Here is a 20,358-nt window from a genome sequence, read left to right on the forward strand (position 1 = left end):
TCTTCTGCACTTACTGGTGTTTTTACTAAATCCTCATATTCTATCTTTTTGCCTTTTATATACTCATACAAAAAACTCGGTGAGCCACTTTCAAACCAGAAGTTTTGGAATTCTTTTTCTGAAAAAAATCTCAATATTGAATATGGATTATATACTGTATGTTCTCCGTCAAATGAAAAACCATTATAATATCTCTTCATTTCTTCAAGCAATTCTTTTTCTGTTATTCCCATTTCTTCTGATAATTCTTTTATGTAATCTTTGAAATAATATTCCAATTCTTCCTGCGTATATCCAAACATCTGTCCATATTTCCTGTTTAAAGATATATCGCTTAAATTATTTAATGCTGAGAATACTCCTGTTTTTGTGAATTTTGTTATTCCGGTTATGAATACAAATTTTACATATGCATCCTTTGTTTTTATCTTTTTATAGAATTCCCTTAAAAATCCTCTAAACTTTTCAGCTTTTTTCTTATCGTTTATATGCTCTAATATTGGTGATTCATATTCATCTATTAAGATTACCACTTTTTCTTCATATTTTTTATTTAGTGCCCTTATCAAATTTCCAAATTTCGTTGGTAAATTATTTTCTATCTTTGGTATTTCATAATCTTCATATATATCCTCTATCATTTTATTTAATGATTCTATAAACTCTTCATATGTTGTAAGCGTATTATCAGACATATCCAGTTTTATTATTGGATATTCCTTAAAATCCCATTTGTCATATATATATGTTCCCTTAAATAATTCCTTCTCTCCTTTGAATAAGTAATAAAATGTTGATACTGTTAAACTTTTTCCGAATCTCCTAGGCCTTGACATAAAATAAAATTTTCCACTATTTATTAAATCATATAAATATTTGGTTTTATCCACATATATATAATTTTCTTCTATTATTTCCTTATAATCCGCTATCCCTACCGGCAGTTTTTTCATCACTTCCACCTCCACAATTGAATTATATCACAATTCAATTGTTGCTCCCCTTCCTTTCCAACAAAAAAACCAGGGCAAAAATTTGACCCCTCTACTTTAAAAATAATCTATCGTATTATTTTCAAAATTTGTGCATTTTTATTTTCCCATTTTTTATCATTTTTATGTTAACTTTTACAGTAACTCCCACAGACTAAGCTGCGGGAGTCACTAAAATAACATATTCTATTTAAGAATTTTTGAATATAACTCATTAAATTTATCAAGTTCTTCCCAACTTATTTGTTTCATTTTTTCTGTCAATTTATCAAGACTCCATTCTGGAGATAAAATCGATAAAATACATCCAAGTTTCGCTTTATCTTTAAGTCTTTCATTATAATCAAATTCATGACTTTTATTATTTATATTATCAACACAAAATTCTACATCATTTACAATATAGTCATATTTATCTTTTAAAGAGTCTATAACAAACCGCTCTATTGCCCCATTTGAATTTGGAGGAATACCGAGGATAAAAAAATCCACAAATACTTCTTCAAACATTTGATTAAAGATTTTAATTTTTTGCCAAGTGTTAATACTATCAATTTCATTATTAAATATACTCAACAAATCATTTTCCGAATCTTCATCTCTATCAAGCATAATGATTACTTTATTAATTAAACTTTCTTCACTTCTAATTTGGGATATATATTCTTTTATTTTTTCAAAAAAACTATAAATTCTTGTTTTTCCACCAACAGAAACTATTGTAATATTATTCCCTTCATTAGATAAATTAATTTGAAATTGATTATTTCCTAATTGAATATTAAAAAATTTAGATTTTCTTTGAATTTTATAATTTTCCTTTCTTTCTAAATAAAAACCTATAAGATGCATATCGGTATTTCCTTCGCAAATAATAAGTGTATTCATCATCTCAACTCCAGATGAAATTCTTTAATATTTCTAAGTGCCTCTATTCCATTTAATTTTAATATTTTCAACTTTCCTTTATACTCTTTTAAAGTAAAAACACGTATATTATTTTTCATCATTTCTTCTTCATCACTTATTGAAGATAAAAATATTTCAAGAAATTCTTGATTATGAGAGGTTATAAATATCTGATTATTATATTCCATACAATAATTATTAAGAGCCTTTGTTAAAATCGGTATGGATTCAGGATGAAACATTGAATCTATTTCTTCAATCAAATGTATAGAATTTTGAAACATTACCATATTTCCTAATAAATAATATAATCTTCTAAATCCATCTCCAAATAAAGATAATGGTATTTTTTCTTTACCTGTATCTATATATATTTTTGATGTTCCATCAGGTAAAGGAATATTATCAATATTTTTGATTTCTGGAAATATTTCCCTTATTTTTTCAACAAATTCAGAAAGTTTATCAAATCTTTTAAGAATGCCATATATTTTTACTTCATTAAATGGTTCCCTATGATTTAAAATATCATGAAATACCGCTGACTTTAAAGAAGGAACATTTTCATATTGGGGCGGAAGACCTACATTAAAACTTTTTTCTATTTTTCCATCATCATTAATCAATTCAACTTTAAATTCTCCAAAAAAAGGATTATTTAAAGTTTTTTCATCTAAATTCAGATTCTTCTCATCAAATTGTCCTCCAAAAAAAGGAGAAAGAAGCGTAGAATGCTTAAAACTAAAAATTGTTTTATTTCTTATTTCATTATTATCTACTGAAAACACTTCAAATTTTAAAATTTTATTTTTTTTAAACATTTCATGATAATTATGAAAGAGATTTAATATATTTTCTCCATAATCATAAGTGCCTGAAAAATTGCCACTTTGTCTTTTTGGTAAAATCACTCCTAAAAAAGCTCCCAGGTTTAATCCTGCAGAATGTGCAAATATCGCCTCAAGTATCGATGTCTTTCCTGAATTATTACTTCCAAATATTATATTAATATCACCTAAATCATCAATAATCAAATTATCTATACCTCTATAATTTTTTATTTCAATCTTTTTAAAGTTTTGAGTACTCAAATTACCCATCTCCTTTTAAATTTACATGTCTTTATTTTAATTATAGCATAAAAAATAGTTTTTCAATTTTATTTTAAAAAAACCAGGGCAAAAATTTGACCCCTCTATTTGAAAATAATCTATTGCATTATTCTCAAAATTTGTACATTTTTATTTTCCGTTTTAGACTCTTTTTCAATTTTATCCCTGGTTTACTTTTAGTATCCAATATACATTCTAGGGGAGCAATTTATTTTATCATAGACAAATTTCTATAACTCATCTAACATTTTACTAAATTCTTTTATGAAATTTTCAAAATTTCCTCTCTCTGTTTCATTCAAAACTTTAAGTTTAAAAAGGTTATCATATAAAGAAGATAAAATCTCTTTAACATTAATATATCTATATGTTTTTTCTTTAAAATACTTTATTATTCGATCTTTTTCTAAAATGTCATAATTTTTATATATAAATAGTAACAATATTTCGAGAGTGTAATCTTTAATATAATCAAGATATATTTTACCGGGAATCATATCTTCATTTGTGAGAGTTCTACTTTCGTATATACTATCTATTGGGCTAGTTCCATTTTCAATATAATCAAAAAAACTCTCTATAATAAAAATCTCATTTTCTATATTTTCTGAAATAATTACATCTACCACTTTAAATATATCGTCAATATTTAGATCATATTTTTCTATTGGAGATATTAAAACTAAATTTATAAACTTAGCTATAGATAAAAAAAATAATTTCTTGAAATACATCACACTACCTTTTTTTAAAACATGTGATATAAGATTATATACATGTTTATATAAACTCCCTTCAACATCTAATATATAATTATAAAAAATTTTTGTTCTTTTACTTTGATATAAATCAATAACAAAAATTGATATAGATTTTATATATTCATCTATCAAATTTTTCTGTTTTTTTTCTTCATAATTCTTAAATATTTTTTCAAATTTTGAAATTAGAAAATATTGATTTTCATAAAAAGTACGTATATAATGTTCTACTTCCATAAATATTATATTGTAATTTACAACTACTTCTAAAATAAATTTAATAGAATAATAACTTTCTATTTCGGTATTAATAAGAATTTTTCTAAACCTTCTTATTGCATTTTCTTTGTCTATTATTTCATCTTTAATCATCTTAATAATTTTTCTAACTATGCTGTCTAAGCTAATAAAAAAGTTAGCTATTTTATTTTCATCTTCTATATTTTGATTCTTCTCAAAAACATTTTTTAATATTTCCTCTATAAAGTCAAAATTCCATATTTTCATAAATTTTAAATTTTCGGAATATAAAAAAATATCCATAATTTTAGTTAAAAAATCATAATCATTTTTGAGAGATACTTCATAAAAAAATTTATACAAATTTTCCAAAAATATTCTATAAAACCGTCTATTTTCCGGATCTATTATTCGCAAAACTTCTTCAACAAAATTAATCATTTCTTTCTTAACTTTTTTGTTTTCAATTTCATCTATAAAAAATTCAAAAATTTGTTCTATTAAATTCTCCAAAATTTCAATTTCACCTTTTTCGTTTAATAAACTCATATATCTTACAAATTCATTGGTATTTATATACTCATTCATCTTCATCCCTCATTTTAATTGTTTTTATATACTCTTTATAGCTTTCAAGTACCTTTTCTGAAATAGTTTCCTGAACAATTACTATTTCTATGATATTCCATATTATCTCTCCTGAATACAAAATAAACAAAATACCTATTCCATATAATACAAAATAATACTTGTTTATATCATAAAAAATAAATATTGCTGATAAAGTATAGTATGCAACTATAAAAATTACAATATTTGTAATTTCCTTCTTTAAAATTTTAAACACTGAAAAGGGTAAATACAAAAATTTATCTATCAAAAGCAAAAAAATTGGAATAATAAACCCTATAATAGTGGCTATCATATCAAGTAATTCAAAAAATTTATATTTACCACCATCAAAAATTTTATGTATTTCATTATATGAAATTTCAGGATAAATATAATATACTTCAAAAGCTATTACTATAATACTTACAATTATTACTTTTATAGAAAAAGAATCAAAAAATTTATAATAAATTTTTTTCCACATTCAAATCCCCCATAACAATTTGATATATATTTTAGTATACAAAATTTCTTTTTATTTATATATTTCAAATAATTCCCCTTCGAAATTGCCTCTTAAAGATTCTGAATATTTTAACATTCCAATTTACATTTAGAAATTTCACTTATTAGTTTTTCAAAAAATTCTTTATAATCAAATTGTATCATTTTTAACTTTTCAAAACAAAAAGATTTATAAAATATTACAACTTAGAAATATAGGATTAATTAATCACTGATATATTAAAATAAAGAAATAATTCATAAATATTGATTGGAAAATTACATGAGGATTTTGTGGAACGAGATAGAGTATGTAGAGGCTTAGGAGATTATAATGAGTTGTGGATTAAGAGAGGGATTTTAAAGAAATGGCTACAACTTCTGATCATGAAAATTCTAATGACTAAAGAACATTTTCACAAATTTAATTTCAAATAACCCCACAGCAGAAGCTGTGGGAGCGATTTATATTAAAGTCTAACTTTTAAATAATTCCATAAATATTTACAATTAAATGTTTTGACTATTTTTTATTTGAAATAATGGTAGTTGGTCTACATAATTTTTTTCAAAATATGATTTGTCAAGTTTTTTTGTAATTGTTTTAATAAGAGCTTTCTGAGTTCGTGGATTATTGAGATTTTTTTCTGGATTTATCTTATATGAATTTAATAATATATCTATATCTCCAACTTTAATTGCCTTTTCTTCACATCTTTTCAGGTATTTTGATTTCACAAGAATTTCATCAACCTGCTTATCAATAAACCTCAAAAACTTCCCACTTTGATATGAAGCTTTTATTATTTCCCAAGATGGACTTCTATTTTCTTCTAAAACATCAACAATATTAAATTCTTTATTCTCATTCCACCAGCTTAATTTAAATAAATATCCTACCAGCAAAGAAAAAAAGATTGAGGCATTTTCTTTTTTATATGCATCAAACCCCATTTTAAAATTAAAATAACACATAGGGGTATAAAAAAATTTATTTTTTTTATCAAAAAACTCGTTAATAACTTCGTATTTTGATTCATTAAAAATTTCTAATTTGATCAAAGGATTATTATATTTATAATTTAATTTAAATACGCCAAAATTTTCATTTTCTTCCACTATATCGTTTATTTTATTTTTTATTTCTTCAAAGCTTAAATTACCACTTCTTATAATCAATAAAAATTCCCACTCTTCTACATTTTTCGTAATCCTTATTCCTGCACTTTTTAGTTTTTCATAACTAATAGAAAAATAACCATTAAGCTGTTCATTTTTAAATATATTTTCAATATTACCAGAGTCTTTATATTCAATTGGAAAAAGTATATATTTACCCTTTTCTTTAATTTTTAATGCTGCATCTGGATTTATCTTTGAAAATTTTGGTTCATATGCAAGAAAATATTTTATTCCTTTATTTTCTAAAAAAGAAGTTAGCTTTTTTAACATTGTATAAAAAGCATTCATACTCCTTAATTCTTTAAAAAATTTTTCTTCTTGAAAATCGTTATTCGTATTTATAATCATAATCTAAAATATTAAAAACCTCCTTTTCGCTAATATATAATTTACATAATGGATCATAATTTTTTCTAATAAAATTCAGTATTCGCTTAACAGTATTAGAACAAGTACCCGGCCTTATTAAAATTTGAAGACCAAATCTATAAACATTTATTGCTAAACTTCCACCAACATGCATATCTGAAAATACACCATATGCTTCGTCTTCATCAGAAAATATTTGAAAAGATACTACTTTTAATTCATTATTATCATTCAATCTTTTCAAAAAATTCTCCGGTTTTTCTTTTAATTTCTTTTCTTTGTCAAAAATTATATAAACTCCTTCATAGTTATACGCCAGCTTTTCTATTTCAAACAATTCATCCGAATATTTTTTCGTTTTAACTTTAAAAAATTCTTTAACTTCTTCAAAATCATTGCCATAAAAAGTTATCTTTCCATTATTATAAGCTATTATATGTGTTGATTCGGGATTTGAAAGAAAATATTTTATTTTAACCTTATTCAACGGTAATTGCTTAACAATCTTTTTGTAATTATTTATAAAAGCTTTGCTAGAATTTGATTCCAATGAAAAACTTACATTCTCTTCATTTGCAATTAGTTCTCCAGGAAAAGAACTGGATATCCCAACAATAAATTCATCATATTCATCATCAGATTCATTGAAATCAAGCCATTGATAATCAAAGAAAAATGACTTCTTTATTAAACTCCCAATAATGGAATCCGAAACTTGCGAATGCGCCAAAGTAAAAATCGGAACAAATCTAAACCTTGCATTTTCCAAATCATAAAACAAATATGGATCTGCATAAAAATACGTGTCTCCTATTTTTATTTCTATTAACTCATTATCATCAAAATAGCTTAAATTAGCATCCATTCTATTTACAAATTCTTTTTTCATATAATCAAAAAATATATTTTCATTTAAATTACTGCTTGTTTCCAATACATATACTTTTGGAATCGCCGATTCCAAATTTTCATATCTTCGCCCTTTTAAAGATTTTACCATCTTTTCATTTATTATTTCATAAAGTTGTTCTCTGGTATTTATTTCCAACTTCATATGTACACCTCTATTTGATTTATTCTTTTTTATTTATTATATCATAATAAATACTAAACCAAATATTTATAAAAATATTAAATTTACTTTACTATATACAGTCTTTTATAATGTTACATTTATCATTTGATAAATCGGTTTCTTCCTCATCAATAAATAATTTCAAAGACATATCCCCTTCAAACACACTAAACAAATCTAAAATATTATTATCAGATTCAACTTCAATTTTCTTTTCTTTACTTAAAAAAAGCAATTTCTTTCCCATAAAACCACTCCTATAATATTCACAAATTAAAGCTAATTTAGTCTCCATAAAACAATTTTTCATACATTAAAATTCTACCACCAAATTCAATAAAAAATTTACCTAAACTTAAAATTTAATTTTTTAGTTGCAGGAAATTAATTAATCACTGATATATTAAAATAAAGAAATAATTCACACATTTAATATAAATAATCCCCACAGCAATTACTGTGAGGATTATTTATACTTCAAAATTTTGATTTTTATAAATTTTATAAAATGTTAGGATCAAATGTTGGAAATTCACATAATTCCTCAAAAACTGTTGTATTTTCACCATTATCATTTTTACCACATCTAGGGCATTTAACATACCATGGATATTTTTTATCTGTATCTGGAGTATGATAATTAAACAAATGTTTAATTAATGAATGGCCTTCTTTTTCACAATGGTTTTTTACCCAAAACTCTCCACACGATTTACACGTATAATGATATTTATTAAATCCCCCCATTGTTTTTTCAACTTTTATTTCTATATTATCTATTTCTCCACAATTCCAACAATAATTATAAAGTTCTAAATGATATTCAAGAATCATTTTTATAAAATTTTTAAAATATTGAATATTATTAGGTGTAAATGCAAATATTCCAAACTTGTGTTCCGGTGGAATTCCTTCCATATCAAATTTTTTTTCTAATTTATTATCAAGATATCCACCATAAAAAGTCCATTCATTATTAGTATCTGGATGTACAATAAAAGATGCTATTGGTTCATTTTCAGTATCTCTAAATTTTTTTGTATATTTATCTATTGCAACATCTTTTATATCTTTAAACCATTGCTCTTTTCCTTGTTCTCTATAATTCCTATATTTTGCATCAAGATAAACAATACAATTCCTATTATCCTTTCTAAATTCAAAAGTAAAATCTGGTCTAAGTATTTTTCCATCATTACTTTTTATATTTTTATTAAAATATATTACAAGGTCTATTTTCTCATTGTTTTTTAAATCATGTTCTAATTTCGCTTTTAAATTTCCCTGAAAATAATCCCATTGTATATATTTATTTAAATTATTTAAAACTTCATTTTTATTTTTTAATCTCCATTTTAATTCAGAAATAAGCACATCTATCATTTTGAAAAAAGTCCAATATTCATAAATTTCATGAGTACTCTTTATTAAATAACTTTTTTCATTTAACAACATATTTGAATCAATAAAATTATGTATAAAATAAATCTTCTTGTTTAGTACATTAAAATATTGCCAAATTTTCTTATAATTATTATCATTCGTAAATATCTGTGTTGGTTTTAAAATTAATTTCTCTTCTTTTACTTCTTTAAATAAATCTAAATTCAATATCTCATCAAGACGACTTTTTGCTTTTTTTAATTCATTTATTTTATCATCATAACACCTAAGACTATTTTCTCTTTTCTTATACAATTCTAAAAATCTTTTATTTTCCACAATAGACTCATAATTATCATTTAAATATGGAGCTAATTTTTCTACTATTTCTTCTTCACTATATTCAGGCACTTCTTTCTCATTTAGAGAATATATTTTTTTTATATTAATATAATATTCTGAAGTATTTCTGTATTTATAATCTAAAGATCCCATACATAATGGGTCATTTATATCATGATCTTCTCGTTTAGCTAAAGCTTCTATTTTTATCAGATTTTCTAAATTATCACTTTCAATAACTTCCTCTATAAAGAAAATTAATTCATTCAAATTTGTTATTTCAATTTTCAACTTAAAAGTTTCAGCATTAAATTTTGAAAATTGAAAATTTTCAAATGGTGAAAATGCATAAAAATAAAATCCTCTCTCTAAGGAAATAAATCTATTTTCTCTTGTTGTAATAAAATCACAATCTAAAATTATTTTATTATCTTCTATCTTACCATTTATTCTACTCTTAGGAATGGAAGCTTTCTTATATATATCAAAAGATATTTTAATATCTTTATCCTTATCTATATTTTCCAAATTCTTATTATTTTTTATAATATTCAAAATATTTTTTTTGTTATCTATTAAAATTTTTTCAAGCTTCTCCAATTCACTATCAAAATCTATTTCTTGTTTATTTTGTTCTCTTATTATCTCAATTTCTCTCTTCTTTTGTTCCTTATAATTGTTCAACGACTGAATATATAATTCGATCTTTTTCTTTAATAAATTCAATAAATATTTAATAATTTTATTTTCATAAATGTCAACACTTTCTACTTTCATTTGACCTTTGAATTTATTTTTAAATGGATACATCTTCTTTTCTACTAAAATTTTTGGGCTTATTGCTTTCTTTGGATCATATTTAATCTTTGCAGGTATTGCCTTCAAAGACGCTGCAGGATTAACATTTATTTTTTCTAATACCTTTTTCATATCATCCAAGGTTTTTCCTATTTCCACTAAATTTTGTATCCCTTTACCTGCTAAAAAAACTTTTGACTTATTATCCTCTATCAAATGCTCATTTATTTGTATCAAATCATTTATCATTTCCAAGTAATCATTATAACTTAAAGAGGAAGGTAAAACATATATAGGAGGTGAAACATAAATCCTTTCCCCATTTTCAAAAACTCCCACATAAAAAACTCCAGATGCATTGCTTCCAACATCTGGGTCATTATTATCATTACTATCATAAAATATCTTAATTCCTTTACCAGATATTGATGTTAATTTATTAATAGGTTCTTTTTCTGAATCAAGAATATACACTTCATAATCTTTGTCGCTTAAATCTACAATACTAAATCCTAATCTATACCTCTTATTATTAACCCTATAATGGGTATAGGTCACCCAAAATTCTTTATTATCTTCCCCCAATATCGTCCCCTTTTTATAATTTCCCTTATCCAAAAATTCAATCCTTTTTAAATTTTTATCAACATTCATCATAAAACTTATTAACTTCATCTAATTACCTCCAGAAGGTAAGTATATACTCTGTTTCTGCAAATTCCTTCATCTCATCAAAAATAACTTTTGATACTTTAGTTTTTTCCAACAATTTAGATATTTCATCGATTATTTGTTCATTTCTTTCATTAATGCTTATATTTATTTTAGGTAAAATCATGCTTGAAATTATATAATCTAACAAATCATCTTTATCAATATAATCATTTCCTAAAATCTGTTTTACTTGACTATCAAATCTATTATTTAAATAAACCCTCATTTTTTTAAATATTAATTTTATTTCCTCCAACTCTTCTTTTATTTCGTCCGAAATATCTTTAGATTCCATTTTAAAATCTGATTCTTTTAAATATAACCGTTTTTGATAATCTTCCTTTTCTAATTTGGAAAATTCAGAAACTAAATTTTCATCGTATTTCTTAACTTCTATAACAAAACTTCTATCTATAACCTTAGGACTTAAACTCTTTGTAGTCTCATCCTTATTCACAGTTCCAACAAATCTTATATTATCAGGTATCTCTAATTGAGCTCTATATTTTATTAACAAATTATATCTTCTTTTAAGAGCTAAAAATTCATTGAATTCTTCATTTGAAAGTTCTTCCTTTAAAGATTCCTTATTTTCATATTTTAAATATTTTTCCCATTTCATATTTAACTCTTTCAAATTCTCATCATAAATCTTTTTACTATATAAATCCAATATTTTATCTGATTGAATTTTACTTAAAAATTCAGAAAAATAATACTCAACATGAGATAAATTCATTTCATCTAAACATAATATATACAATCTATCCTGATTTTCCTTAGCTTCAATAATAGCATCTAAAAAAGGTGTTGGAACATAAACATTTTCTATTGGATTATAAAACCCTAATAAATCCTGATTATCAGTCCAATTAGGCTGAACAGATATTATCTTATGTTTTGCAGAAATTGCTTCTGAAAATCCTCTAACTAAACTTGTTTTACCAGTTCCGGGCTCACCACTTAAAATTATTATTTGATTAGTATGAAGAGCCAAAAAGAAACGTTTTAAAATATGATCATCATAATACAATCCTTTATTTAACGCTAAATATTTTTGTATATAATCAATTTGTTCTTTTTTATCTTCAATATCTATATATTCTTCTTTAATAATCTCCTCTTTTTTTTCATTAACATTATCCTCATTCAAAATACCCAACTCAATATATTTATTTCTTAAAATTTCAAGCTCTTTAATTTCAAATTCTTTTTCAACAACTATATTTTCAAGTTCTTTTAATCTTTCTTCTTGAGTATAAATTTTATTTTTTATTTTTTCCAAATAATTATCTATATTTTTATTTACCAATAATATTCTCTCATTAATAATAGAATTTATTTTATTTCCAAAATCTTTCTCTCCTATTTGCTCTAGAAATTCTACTAAATTCACTGCGCTAAAAATTTCTTTTTCTTTAACGTTATTATCTATATTATCCAAAATCTCCATAATATTTGCAACCTTATAAACTGTCTTACTTTTTGCAATTATAAGTTTATTTTTATCTTCATGTTGAGAAAAAGGAATTGTAAATTTAAAAATTACTTCATCTCCAATCTTCAAATTTCTCTTTAATAAAAAACTATCTACATTTTCACACAAACAAATCGTATTTCTTAAAATCTCATTATTGAAAGGGTTAATAATAACATCATTTTCTATATTTCTCAAATTAGTTATCAAAAAATATTTTTCACTACTTGCAAGTTGGATAGTTCCTTTTAATATGCTATTATTAGTACCAAACTTTTCATTTAAAAAATTAATCTTATCCTTTTTTGCCCAATTTTTATAATCTTCATATTCTACAATCTCTTCAAACATCACTTCATTTTCCATAATCATCTACCTCCAAAAACAAAAAATTATCTTATTTATTTTCTTTATACATATTTCTATACAAACACCGCATATATTCTACCATCTTATTCAATAAAAAATTCATCTATCTTAAGAGTTAATTATCCCTTTACTCTGAATTAATTAATCAATGATATATTAAAATAAAGAAATAATTCACAAATATTGATTAGAAAATTACATGAGGATTTGGTGGAACGAGATAAAGTATGTAGAGATTTAGGAGATTATAATGAGTTGGTGGATTAGGAGAGAAAACTTTAAAGAAATGACTACAACTTCTGATTACGAAAATTCTAATGACTAAAGAATATTTTCACAAATTTGATTCTAGATAATCCCACAGACTAAGCTGTGGGAGGATTGACGGAGCAATTGATTTTATTTTAAATTATGTTTGAATTTTTTGTAGAGATTGATTGCGACGATGATTTCTAAAGTTCCGAAGATTAAAATTCTAGAAATTCGTTCAACTATTGAGAACATTCCAAAGTTTTTAGCAATAAAGTATTGAATAAGATTTAAAAAAATTATTAAAAAAGGCTAACCAAATATCTTTCAGATAATATTTTATCTTCTAATTATATTTTAATTTTATTATACAAAATACCGAAAATTTAACTTATTAAATTATTTAAACATTAATGGCTCACTTTAAAATACCTCCATAGATATAATTCAGAAAGAAGTGAAGAAATAACAAATACTCCAACTGTAGCAACAGCGGCACCTGTGGAACCATAATAATAAATTAATATAATATCCAATATAATATTAGCACTTCCGGAAATTATGGAAACAATTAGATTAACTTTAAGCTTTTTTATTGCAGCAATAAAATTACCATTTGGAATTCTAAAACTTCCAGCTATGAAATATCCAAAAGATAATATCTGAAACGGTAAAACAGAATCTGTATAATCACTTCTAAACATTATTTTTATAATAAATGGTGCAAATAATATCAAAAATAAACTTATTAGTGAATTAAGTAAAAGCAGATATTTTTTTAATTTAAAATAATATTTCTTTAAATATGCTTTATCTTTATTATTTTGAACAATATAAGGATATGCAAATGTCATTACAGAAAGTGGAATAAAATTTAAAGCAAAAGGAATCAATGTTGCCGCCTTATATGAGGCAGTAATTTCAGCATTTTTAATAATTAATCCAACAAGAAAAGTATCTATTAAATATAATATAGAGGATATAGAATTCGTTAAAGAAGAAACAAAAGAGTATTTAAAAAAATCAACTCTTAAATTTTTTTGTGGATATTTAATATAAAAAATATCTCTTATATCATCTTTTAAATACCATATAGAAAATAATATTGCAATAATATAAGCAAAATATCTCCCAAGAATAATACCATTAATCTTTAGATAATATGCTCCAATTATAGAAAGAATAAAATATAAAAATGTATTTAAAGAATATGTATAAGAATATATTTTATTTCTTAAGTTCACCCTATAATATGTTTGTATCAATTCATATATTATAGTTATTATTGGTATGAGAGACATGTATTTTAAAACAACAATACTGCCTTTGATTGGTAATGAAAAAAATTGTGAATATATAAAAATAGCAAAAGAGATAAGAAAATTAAAAAGTATTCCTACAGTTAAAGCATATTTAAAATATGATTTCTGCAAATTTTTATCTTTATACGATTCACTTCCAAATTGCAAAAAACCTGAAGTTACCCCTAAACCATTTAAAATTAAAAACAAGCTTAAAATATTCATCGCATATGAAAAAATACCATATTCTTCTTTGGTTAAAAACTTTACTATTACAATTGAAGTGAGAAACTGAATAATCTTATTAAAAACATTTGAGAAAAAAATATGAAAAAAACCTTTTTTAGAAAGTTTATTTATAAATGCTTTATTCATTTTGATATTCTCCCCAAAAATAATCATAAGCTTCTAATAAAGTTAATACCTGAGTTTTCTCAATAACTTTTCCACTTTCAAACATATTTTGAACATCTTTCTTTAATTCTTTGGAAACATCAAAAGTTTTAATTCTTTCATTAAATCGTTTTTCAAAAATTTTCTTTAACCTCGGATTTGTTTTATACCAATAGTTCATAGGATTCATATGTTTTCTGGTGTTTAGAGAATTTTTGTTTAAAAGTTTTGCTATAATTTTTTCAGGAATTTGGGTAATTGGTATTTTCCTTCCTAAAATAGTAATTCTTGGTGTGGTTATTTTTGTCTTTATTGATTCCCACTTATATTTTGCTGCATGAGGATATTTTTTTAAAATCCATTTTATGTAAATATTGTGATTTACTCTCAAATCAAGAGGGATTTTTAAACAATAATCAATGAATTCTTTATATAAAAATGGAGAAATTACTTCAGTATATTCTTGAAAAGGAAGATTTCCCAGAAGGATACCATTAAAACCTCTATTATATAATTTAAAAATTTCTTCATTCGGATAATCAAATTTCAATTTTATATTTTTAATCTTTTCGCTTAATTTTTCAGAATAGGCACCGGTTACTATATTAAATTCTTTATTATAAACAGATTTTTTCATATAACTTCCAATTATTACATCACCTAATTGCCCGGTATGAACAACACCAAATTTAGAAAAATTTATTACCTCAGCAAAAGATCTAACATGAGCATTTCCTGCATATAATACGTTTCCAAAATTAATTTCTATTTGTTTTTTTATTATGTTGTTTTTTATGAGATATATTCCATTATCTAAAGATTTAAACAAAAACTCATTTTTTAAATCTCTTGCTATTTCCTTTGAAATAGTTTCATCAAGATAATCAGATTCCGAGAAAGTATAATTAAGCATATTATATCCCATTTTTGTTCCAATCCAGACTGTCATTCGTGAATCCAGACCACCGCTTAAACTTGCAATGTGATTATAATTATATTCTTTATCCTTTTCAAATTCATATCTTATTGCAGTTTTGAATAAAGAGTCTATATTTTCTATTATCTCATTTTCTGATAAAGTTTTATCAGGAGTATTATCCAATTTATAATACTGTTTTATTTCAAAATTTCCATTCTCAATTTTAATATAATGTCCGGCAATTAATTTTTTTATTTCATTAATAAGAGTATGATCCTCTATCATAAAGCCATAAGTCAAAAGCATATATGCAGACTCAATGTCGGGATTATAGGAATAGTTTTTTTGTCTTAAATAATCAACAATATAATTAATCTCAGAACCTATAATAAATTCATTTTCATGTGTATAATAAAATATCTGTTTATCTCCAAAATGATTTGTAAAAATTAGATATCTATTATTCTTTTTATCATAAAAAAATCCGGAGAAACTACCGCGAAAATCATTAAAAAAAGTTTCTCCTAACCTTTTATACATTTCTATAATAGTTTTTTCAAAATTCTCTAAGTTATATTTATTAATTAACTCAACCTTATTTAAAATTACTCCTTCAATCAAAAAAACATAATCTTCACCTTTATAAAAAGGTTTATCTCTTAAAAACTTATTTATAGTTTGTCTCTCAATATATAAATTTTCATTTTTATATATTTCTTTGAGAAAATCATTTCTTCTTTGCGTTATATTAATTTTATCTATAATTCTATTATTTGATATTAAACCAAAAAAACCAGGCATTTTAAAAACCTCTTTTCTCTATTATTATAATAAATATTATATAAAACTTTAAAATGCACTTACCCAAAATCAGTAGACAGCCTAAGTTTAACTAAAAAATAGCATTTTAAGCTATGTTACTTTTTTCTAACAATTTTAGAGTTTCATCTTCTTTTTCCTGGGGAGTCAGATAATTTATTAAACTGTATATTCTTTTTTTGTTATAGAATGATTCTATATATTCAAAGATTTTTATTTTCGCTTCTTCGAAGTTTTTATAAGTACTTACATATATTTCTGCTTTTTCTATTTAATGAAAGAAAAATTATTTCATTCAATTTCACTATTTGCTCTTTAAATTTAGCACTTTATCTTTTTCCGTTTTTACTCATGTGGTCACCTTTTTTCTTTATTATATTATTTTCTTTGTTAACTTTTCGGTATCCTCTTTTAACATTCAAATACGTATGACCAATTTTTATTATCGCTCATCTAATAATTCCAAAATTCTTTTTGAAAAATCTTCATAATTTTTAATAGCATTTACTTTTTCATTCCATCTTTTTAATGCATTTTTTCGTTTTAACTCAATTTCTTCATCCGATAAATTGATAAATTCTTTAATAGATTCTGCCAAAATATCTGGAGTTAAATCTGCAGGAAGCAATTTTCCAACTTTATCATCCACAAGTTCTGGAGTCCCACCAACTGCAGTAGCCATAACTGGTATTCCAAAGCTCAAAGCTTCCATTATAGAAACAGGCAATCCCTCAGATTCACTTACATTTAAAAATAAATCTATAGGATTTTCTCTGTAATATTTTTGTACATCTTTATTTTCCATTCTTCCCGAAAATTTATAGAAAATATTAGCACTATCTAATTTTTGTGCTCTGCTTTTTAATTCTTCTTCTAACGGACCATCTCCAATATGAGTCCATATAATATTCTTTTTTATTTTTTTTGATAAAATAGATAAAGCGTCTATAACTAAATGTACCCTTTTTACTGGTTTTAAGTAAGAACAAGTAACAATTCTTAAATTTCCATCTTTACTTGGTTCATTTGTTTTATTTTGTGGCATTACACCTAACCTCGAGATTTCTATTTTCTCAGTATATTGTGGATATTTTTTTAGTAGATAATTTTTTCCATTTTCAGAAACACAAAAAACTTTATCAATATTTTTTAAGATTTTTTTTCTTAAAGGGAGATAATTCCCTTTATATAAATATTCATATAAATCAAATCGATGGGCCCTTGATATTAATATATTTCTTTGAGATAGTTTTCTTCTTAATTTTCCTAATGCATATGCAGCCTCCGTCATCCAATACGAATAAAATATTATATTTGAAGAAATATTTTTATATTGTTCAAACCACTTTTTAAAAATTTCCTCTAACCCGAAATATTTAATAGACTTATAAAAATATATATTTTTACTATCAATAAACTCTTTAATTATATATCGATTTTTCATTATTCCGTAAAATAAAATATTCTTTTTAGACTTTATTTCAGCAAAAAAATCATCTACTTTAACATTCTTTGGAATTCTTCTAATTTCTTTTCCTTTATTATAAGGTACTATTATAATATCAAAATATTTTGAAATAATAGGAATTTCATTCTCTAAAAATTCTTCTCCTTTATCGTATGGAAATTTTATTGTAAATAAAAACATTGTAGGTTTTTTCATATTTTCTCCTCACTTTTTCAAAAATTCCACAATCTTCTCTCCGCAATATCCATCGCCATAAACATTTTCAGGATATGCTGTGTTTATTACTTCAAAAGTCTTTTCGTAAAGATTATTTTCATCAGCTAAAATATTCCATTTTAATTCTATTAGCTCTCTCCATCCTGTATCAGGCATTACCACAATAGCCTGTTTCTTTGCAAAATATGCTTCTTTTTGTAGTCCGCCGCTATCTGTTATCACTTTCCATGATTTTTTTACCAATCCCATTAAATTTAAATAATCTATTGGTTCAAGCAATATAACATTCTTTAGATACTTTTCAAAATTAAATTCTTTTACTCTTTTTCTTGTTCTTGGATGTATTGGAAAAACAATAGTTTTTTCATTTGATATTTTCTCTATCTGCATTAATATCTTTTCCAATTTTTCTTTCTTATCAACATTAAAATCTCTGTGCATTGTCATAAGAATATAATCATTCTCTTTCAATTTTAACTCTTCAAATATTTCATATTTAAAATCCTTTTCCATTATCTTATATAAATCATACATTATATCTCCTACAAAATAAACACCTGAAGTTATATTTTCCTTCTTTAAATTCTCAACAGCCAATTCACTTGGACAGAATAGATAATTTGAAATTCTATCTGTTAATACCCTGTTTATCTCTTCTGGCATATCCTTTGGTTCCTGTCTTATTCCAGCCTCTACATGAGCTACAGGTATCTTTAATTTACTTGCAACCAATGCGCCTGCAAGAGTTGTATTTGTATCTCCATATACTAAAATTATATCAGGCTTTTCTTTCAAACCAATCTTTTCAAATTCTATCATTATTTTTCCAGTCATTTCACCATGATTACCAGAACCAACATTTAAATAATAATCAGGATCTTTAATATTCAATGTTTGAAAAAATATATCAGACATATTCTTATCATAATGCTGTCCAGAATGAACAAGTATTTCATCAATTCCTCTTTTTTTCAATTCATTATGCAAAACAGCTTCTTTTATAAACTGTGGTCTTGCTCCTATTAAGCTTATTATTTTCATAAACAACACCTTCTTTATAAATTTTCTATAAATGTTATATATTCTTTTAGTCTTCCTTGTTTTGAAAAGTAATTAAAATCAATTTTATACTTAATTTTTCTTCTATTTTCAAAAAGAAAATTTAATTTATTTAGAAATTCTTTTTTAGAATCAACAAAATGAACCGGCAATCCATTAAATTCTTCGAGCTGCCCCACTCTATATGAAATTATTGGTAAAGAATAATACATAAAATTCAAATATTTGCTATTTAATCCTATATATTCTATCGGAGAATACTTTAAAGAATATGGAACTATTGCAACATCTGAAAATTTTAAAAAATTATTGTACTCATATGAAGACAATATTCCATGATGATAAAAATTATCATATTTTTTAGATAACTTTTTTATTTCATTTCGAGAAAGTCCTTTACCAATTATATGAATATTTATATTTTTATTATTTTTACAAATATACTCAATAGTTTCATAATCCAAAGGAGTATATCCAATATATACAGCATTAAATGTTCCTTTAGAATATGGATTATTATAAACTATTTCTTTAGGAATATTGAATCCATTAACAATTATTGTTGTTTTAGCTTTATATTTTTCAGGAAGCATCTCCTTAAAAACTTTTCTTACAACTATAATTTTATAAGCTTCCTTTATTATTTCTTTTTCCATACTCCACAATAATCTATTTTTGCTCAGAATATATTTTAAAGAATCAGACTGTCTATATATGATCTTTGACTTATCATTAATAAATTTTGATAAAAAAATGGGTTTTCCACTTTCTAATACTATATATTTATACTCATTAAAATTTATATTTTTTACTTTCCTGGTTGATAAATTAATAAAAAATCTTGTTATATTTTTAGGAAAATTTTTCATTATTCTCTCATAATATCCCAAAATATTGTATGAACAATTTTTTAAAGTAATATTATGCTGTTTAGCTATATTTAAATATTTTAAAAATTCTTTATTTAATATGCCAGGAAAAACCAAATAATCGACTTTATATTTTTTTAATTTAAAAGCTTCTGACAAAATCTCAATTCCTCTATTAGAATTCGAATACGGTATTGAACTAACAATTAATACTTTTTTCATATAT

General features: G+C 23.8%; 16 protein-coding genes. All 16 read right to left on the reverse strand.

All coding sequences use genetic code 11. From position 1 onward, the window contains the following. A partial coding sequence (locus XO11_RS05810) for an AAA family ATPase (protein WP_175418320.1) occupies window positions 1–953 on the reverse strand: 953 nt, incomplete at its 3' end. Window positions 954–1,178: 225 nt separating this feature from the next. Then, window positions 1,179–1,880 (reverse strand): DUF3226 domain-containing protein, encoded by a 702-nt coding sequence (locus tag XO11_RS05815; RefSeq protein WP_175418321.1) that lies wholly within the window; start codon window positions 1,878–1,880, stop codon window positions 1,179–1,181. Continuing rightward, window positions 1,880–2,992, reverse strand: coding sequence for an ATP/GTP-binding protein (locus XO11_RS05820; RefSeq protein WP_175418322.1), 1,113 nt, complete (start codon window positions 2,990–2,992; stop codon window positions 1,880–1,882). The genes XO11_RS05815 and XO11_RS05820 overlap by 1 nt, the downstream gene beginning before the upstream one ends. A 251-nt stretch (window positions 2,993–3,243) precedes the next feature. Then, window positions 3,244–4,602, reverse strand: coding sequence for a hypothetical protein (locus XO11_RS05825; protein WP_175418323.1), 1,359 nt, complete (start codon window positions 4,600–4,602; stop codon window positions 3,244–3,246). Further along, entirely contained in the window at window positions 4,595–5,110 is a 516-nt protein-coding gene (locus tag XO11_RS05830) for a hypothetical protein (RefSeq protein ID WP_175418324.1), read from the reverse strand. The genes XO11_RS05825 and XO11_RS05830 overlap by 8 nt, the downstream gene beginning before the upstream one ends. A gap of 530 nt (window positions 5,111–5,640) precedes the next feature. Further along, complete coding sequence (locus XO11_RS05835) at window positions 5,641–6,660, reverse strand: hypothetical protein (protein WP_217671858.1); 1,020 nt, start codon at window positions 6,658–6,660, stop codon at window positions 5,641–5,643. Further along, a complete protein-coding gene (locus XO11_RS05840; RefSeq protein WP_175418326.1) occupies window positions 6,641–7,735 on the reverse strand; it encodes a hypothetical protein in 1,095 nt (364 codons plus the stop codon). Before XO11_RS05840 ends, XO11_RS05835 begins: the two co-directional genes overlap by 20 nt. Window positions 7,736–7,826: 91 nt before the next feature. After that, complete coding sequence (locus XO11_RS05845; protein ID WP_175418327.1) at window positions 7,827–8,003, reverse strand: hypothetical protein; 177 nt, start codon at window positions 8,001–8,003, stop codon at window positions 7,827–7,829. Between the two features lie 254 nt (window positions 8,004–8,257). After that, entirely contained in the window at window positions 8,258–10,954 is a 2,697-nt protein-coding gene (locus XO11_RS05850; protein WP_175418328.1) for a nuclease domain-containing protein, read from the reverse strand. A 4-nt stretch (window positions 10,955–10,958) separates the two neighbouring features. Next, entirely contained in the window at window positions 10,959–12,836 is a 1,878-nt protein-coding gene (locus XO11_RS05855) for an McrB family protein (RefSeq protein ID WP_175418329.1), read from the reverse strand. Window positions 12,837–13,498: 662 nt separating this feature from the next. Beyond that, window positions 13,499–14,764, reverse strand: coding sequence for an oligosaccharide flippase family protein (locus tag XO11_RS05860; RefSeq protein ID WP_175418330.1), 1,266 nt, complete (start codon window positions 14,762–14,764; stop codon window positions 13,499–13,501). Next, window positions 14,757–16,502: an asparagine synthase gene (locus tag XO11_RS05865; protein ID WP_175418331.1), complete on the reverse strand. Its 1,746-nt coding sequence runs from the start codon at window positions 16,500–16,502 to the stop codon at window positions 14,757–14,759. Before XO11_RS05865 ends, XO11_RS05860 begins: the two co-directional genes overlap by 8 nt. 106 nt (window positions 16,503–16,608) lie before the next feature. Next, window positions 16,609–16,791: an IS3 family transposase gene (locus XO11_RS10735; protein WP_175418364.1), complete on the reverse strand. Its 183-nt coding sequence runs from the start codon at window positions 16,789–16,791 to the stop codon at window positions 16,609–16,611. A gap of 171 nt (window positions 16,792–16,962) precedes the next feature. After that, window positions 16,963–18,183: a glycosyltransferase gene (locus XO11_RS05875; RefSeq protein WP_175418332.1), complete on the reverse strand. Its 1,221-nt coding sequence runs from the start codon at window positions 18,181–18,183 to the stop codon at window positions 16,963–16,965. A gap of 9 nt (window positions 18,184–18,192) precedes the next feature. Next, the gene (wecB, locus tag XO11_RS05880) at window positions 18,193–19,245 is read right to left on the reverse strand and encodes a non-hydrolyzing UDP-N-acetylglucosamine 2-epimerase (RefSeq protein WP_175418333.1); all 1,053 of its coding nucleotides are present in this window, start codon (window positions 19,243–19,245) and stop codon (window positions 18,193–18,195) included. A gap of 14 nt (window positions 19,246–19,259) precedes the next feature. Continuing rightward, window positions 19,260–20,354, reverse strand: coding sequence for a glycosyltransferase (locus XO11_RS05885; protein ID WP_175418334.1), 1,095 nt, complete (start codon window positions 20,352–20,354; stop codon window positions 19,260–19,262). Window positions 20,355–20,358: the final 4 nt, after the last annotated feature.

The organism is Marinitoga sp. 1138, assembly GCF_013363265.1.
In the GTDB taxonomy this organism is placed as follows: Bacteria; Thermotogota; Thermotogae; order Petrotogales; family Petrotogaceae; genus Marinitoga; species Marinitoga piezophila.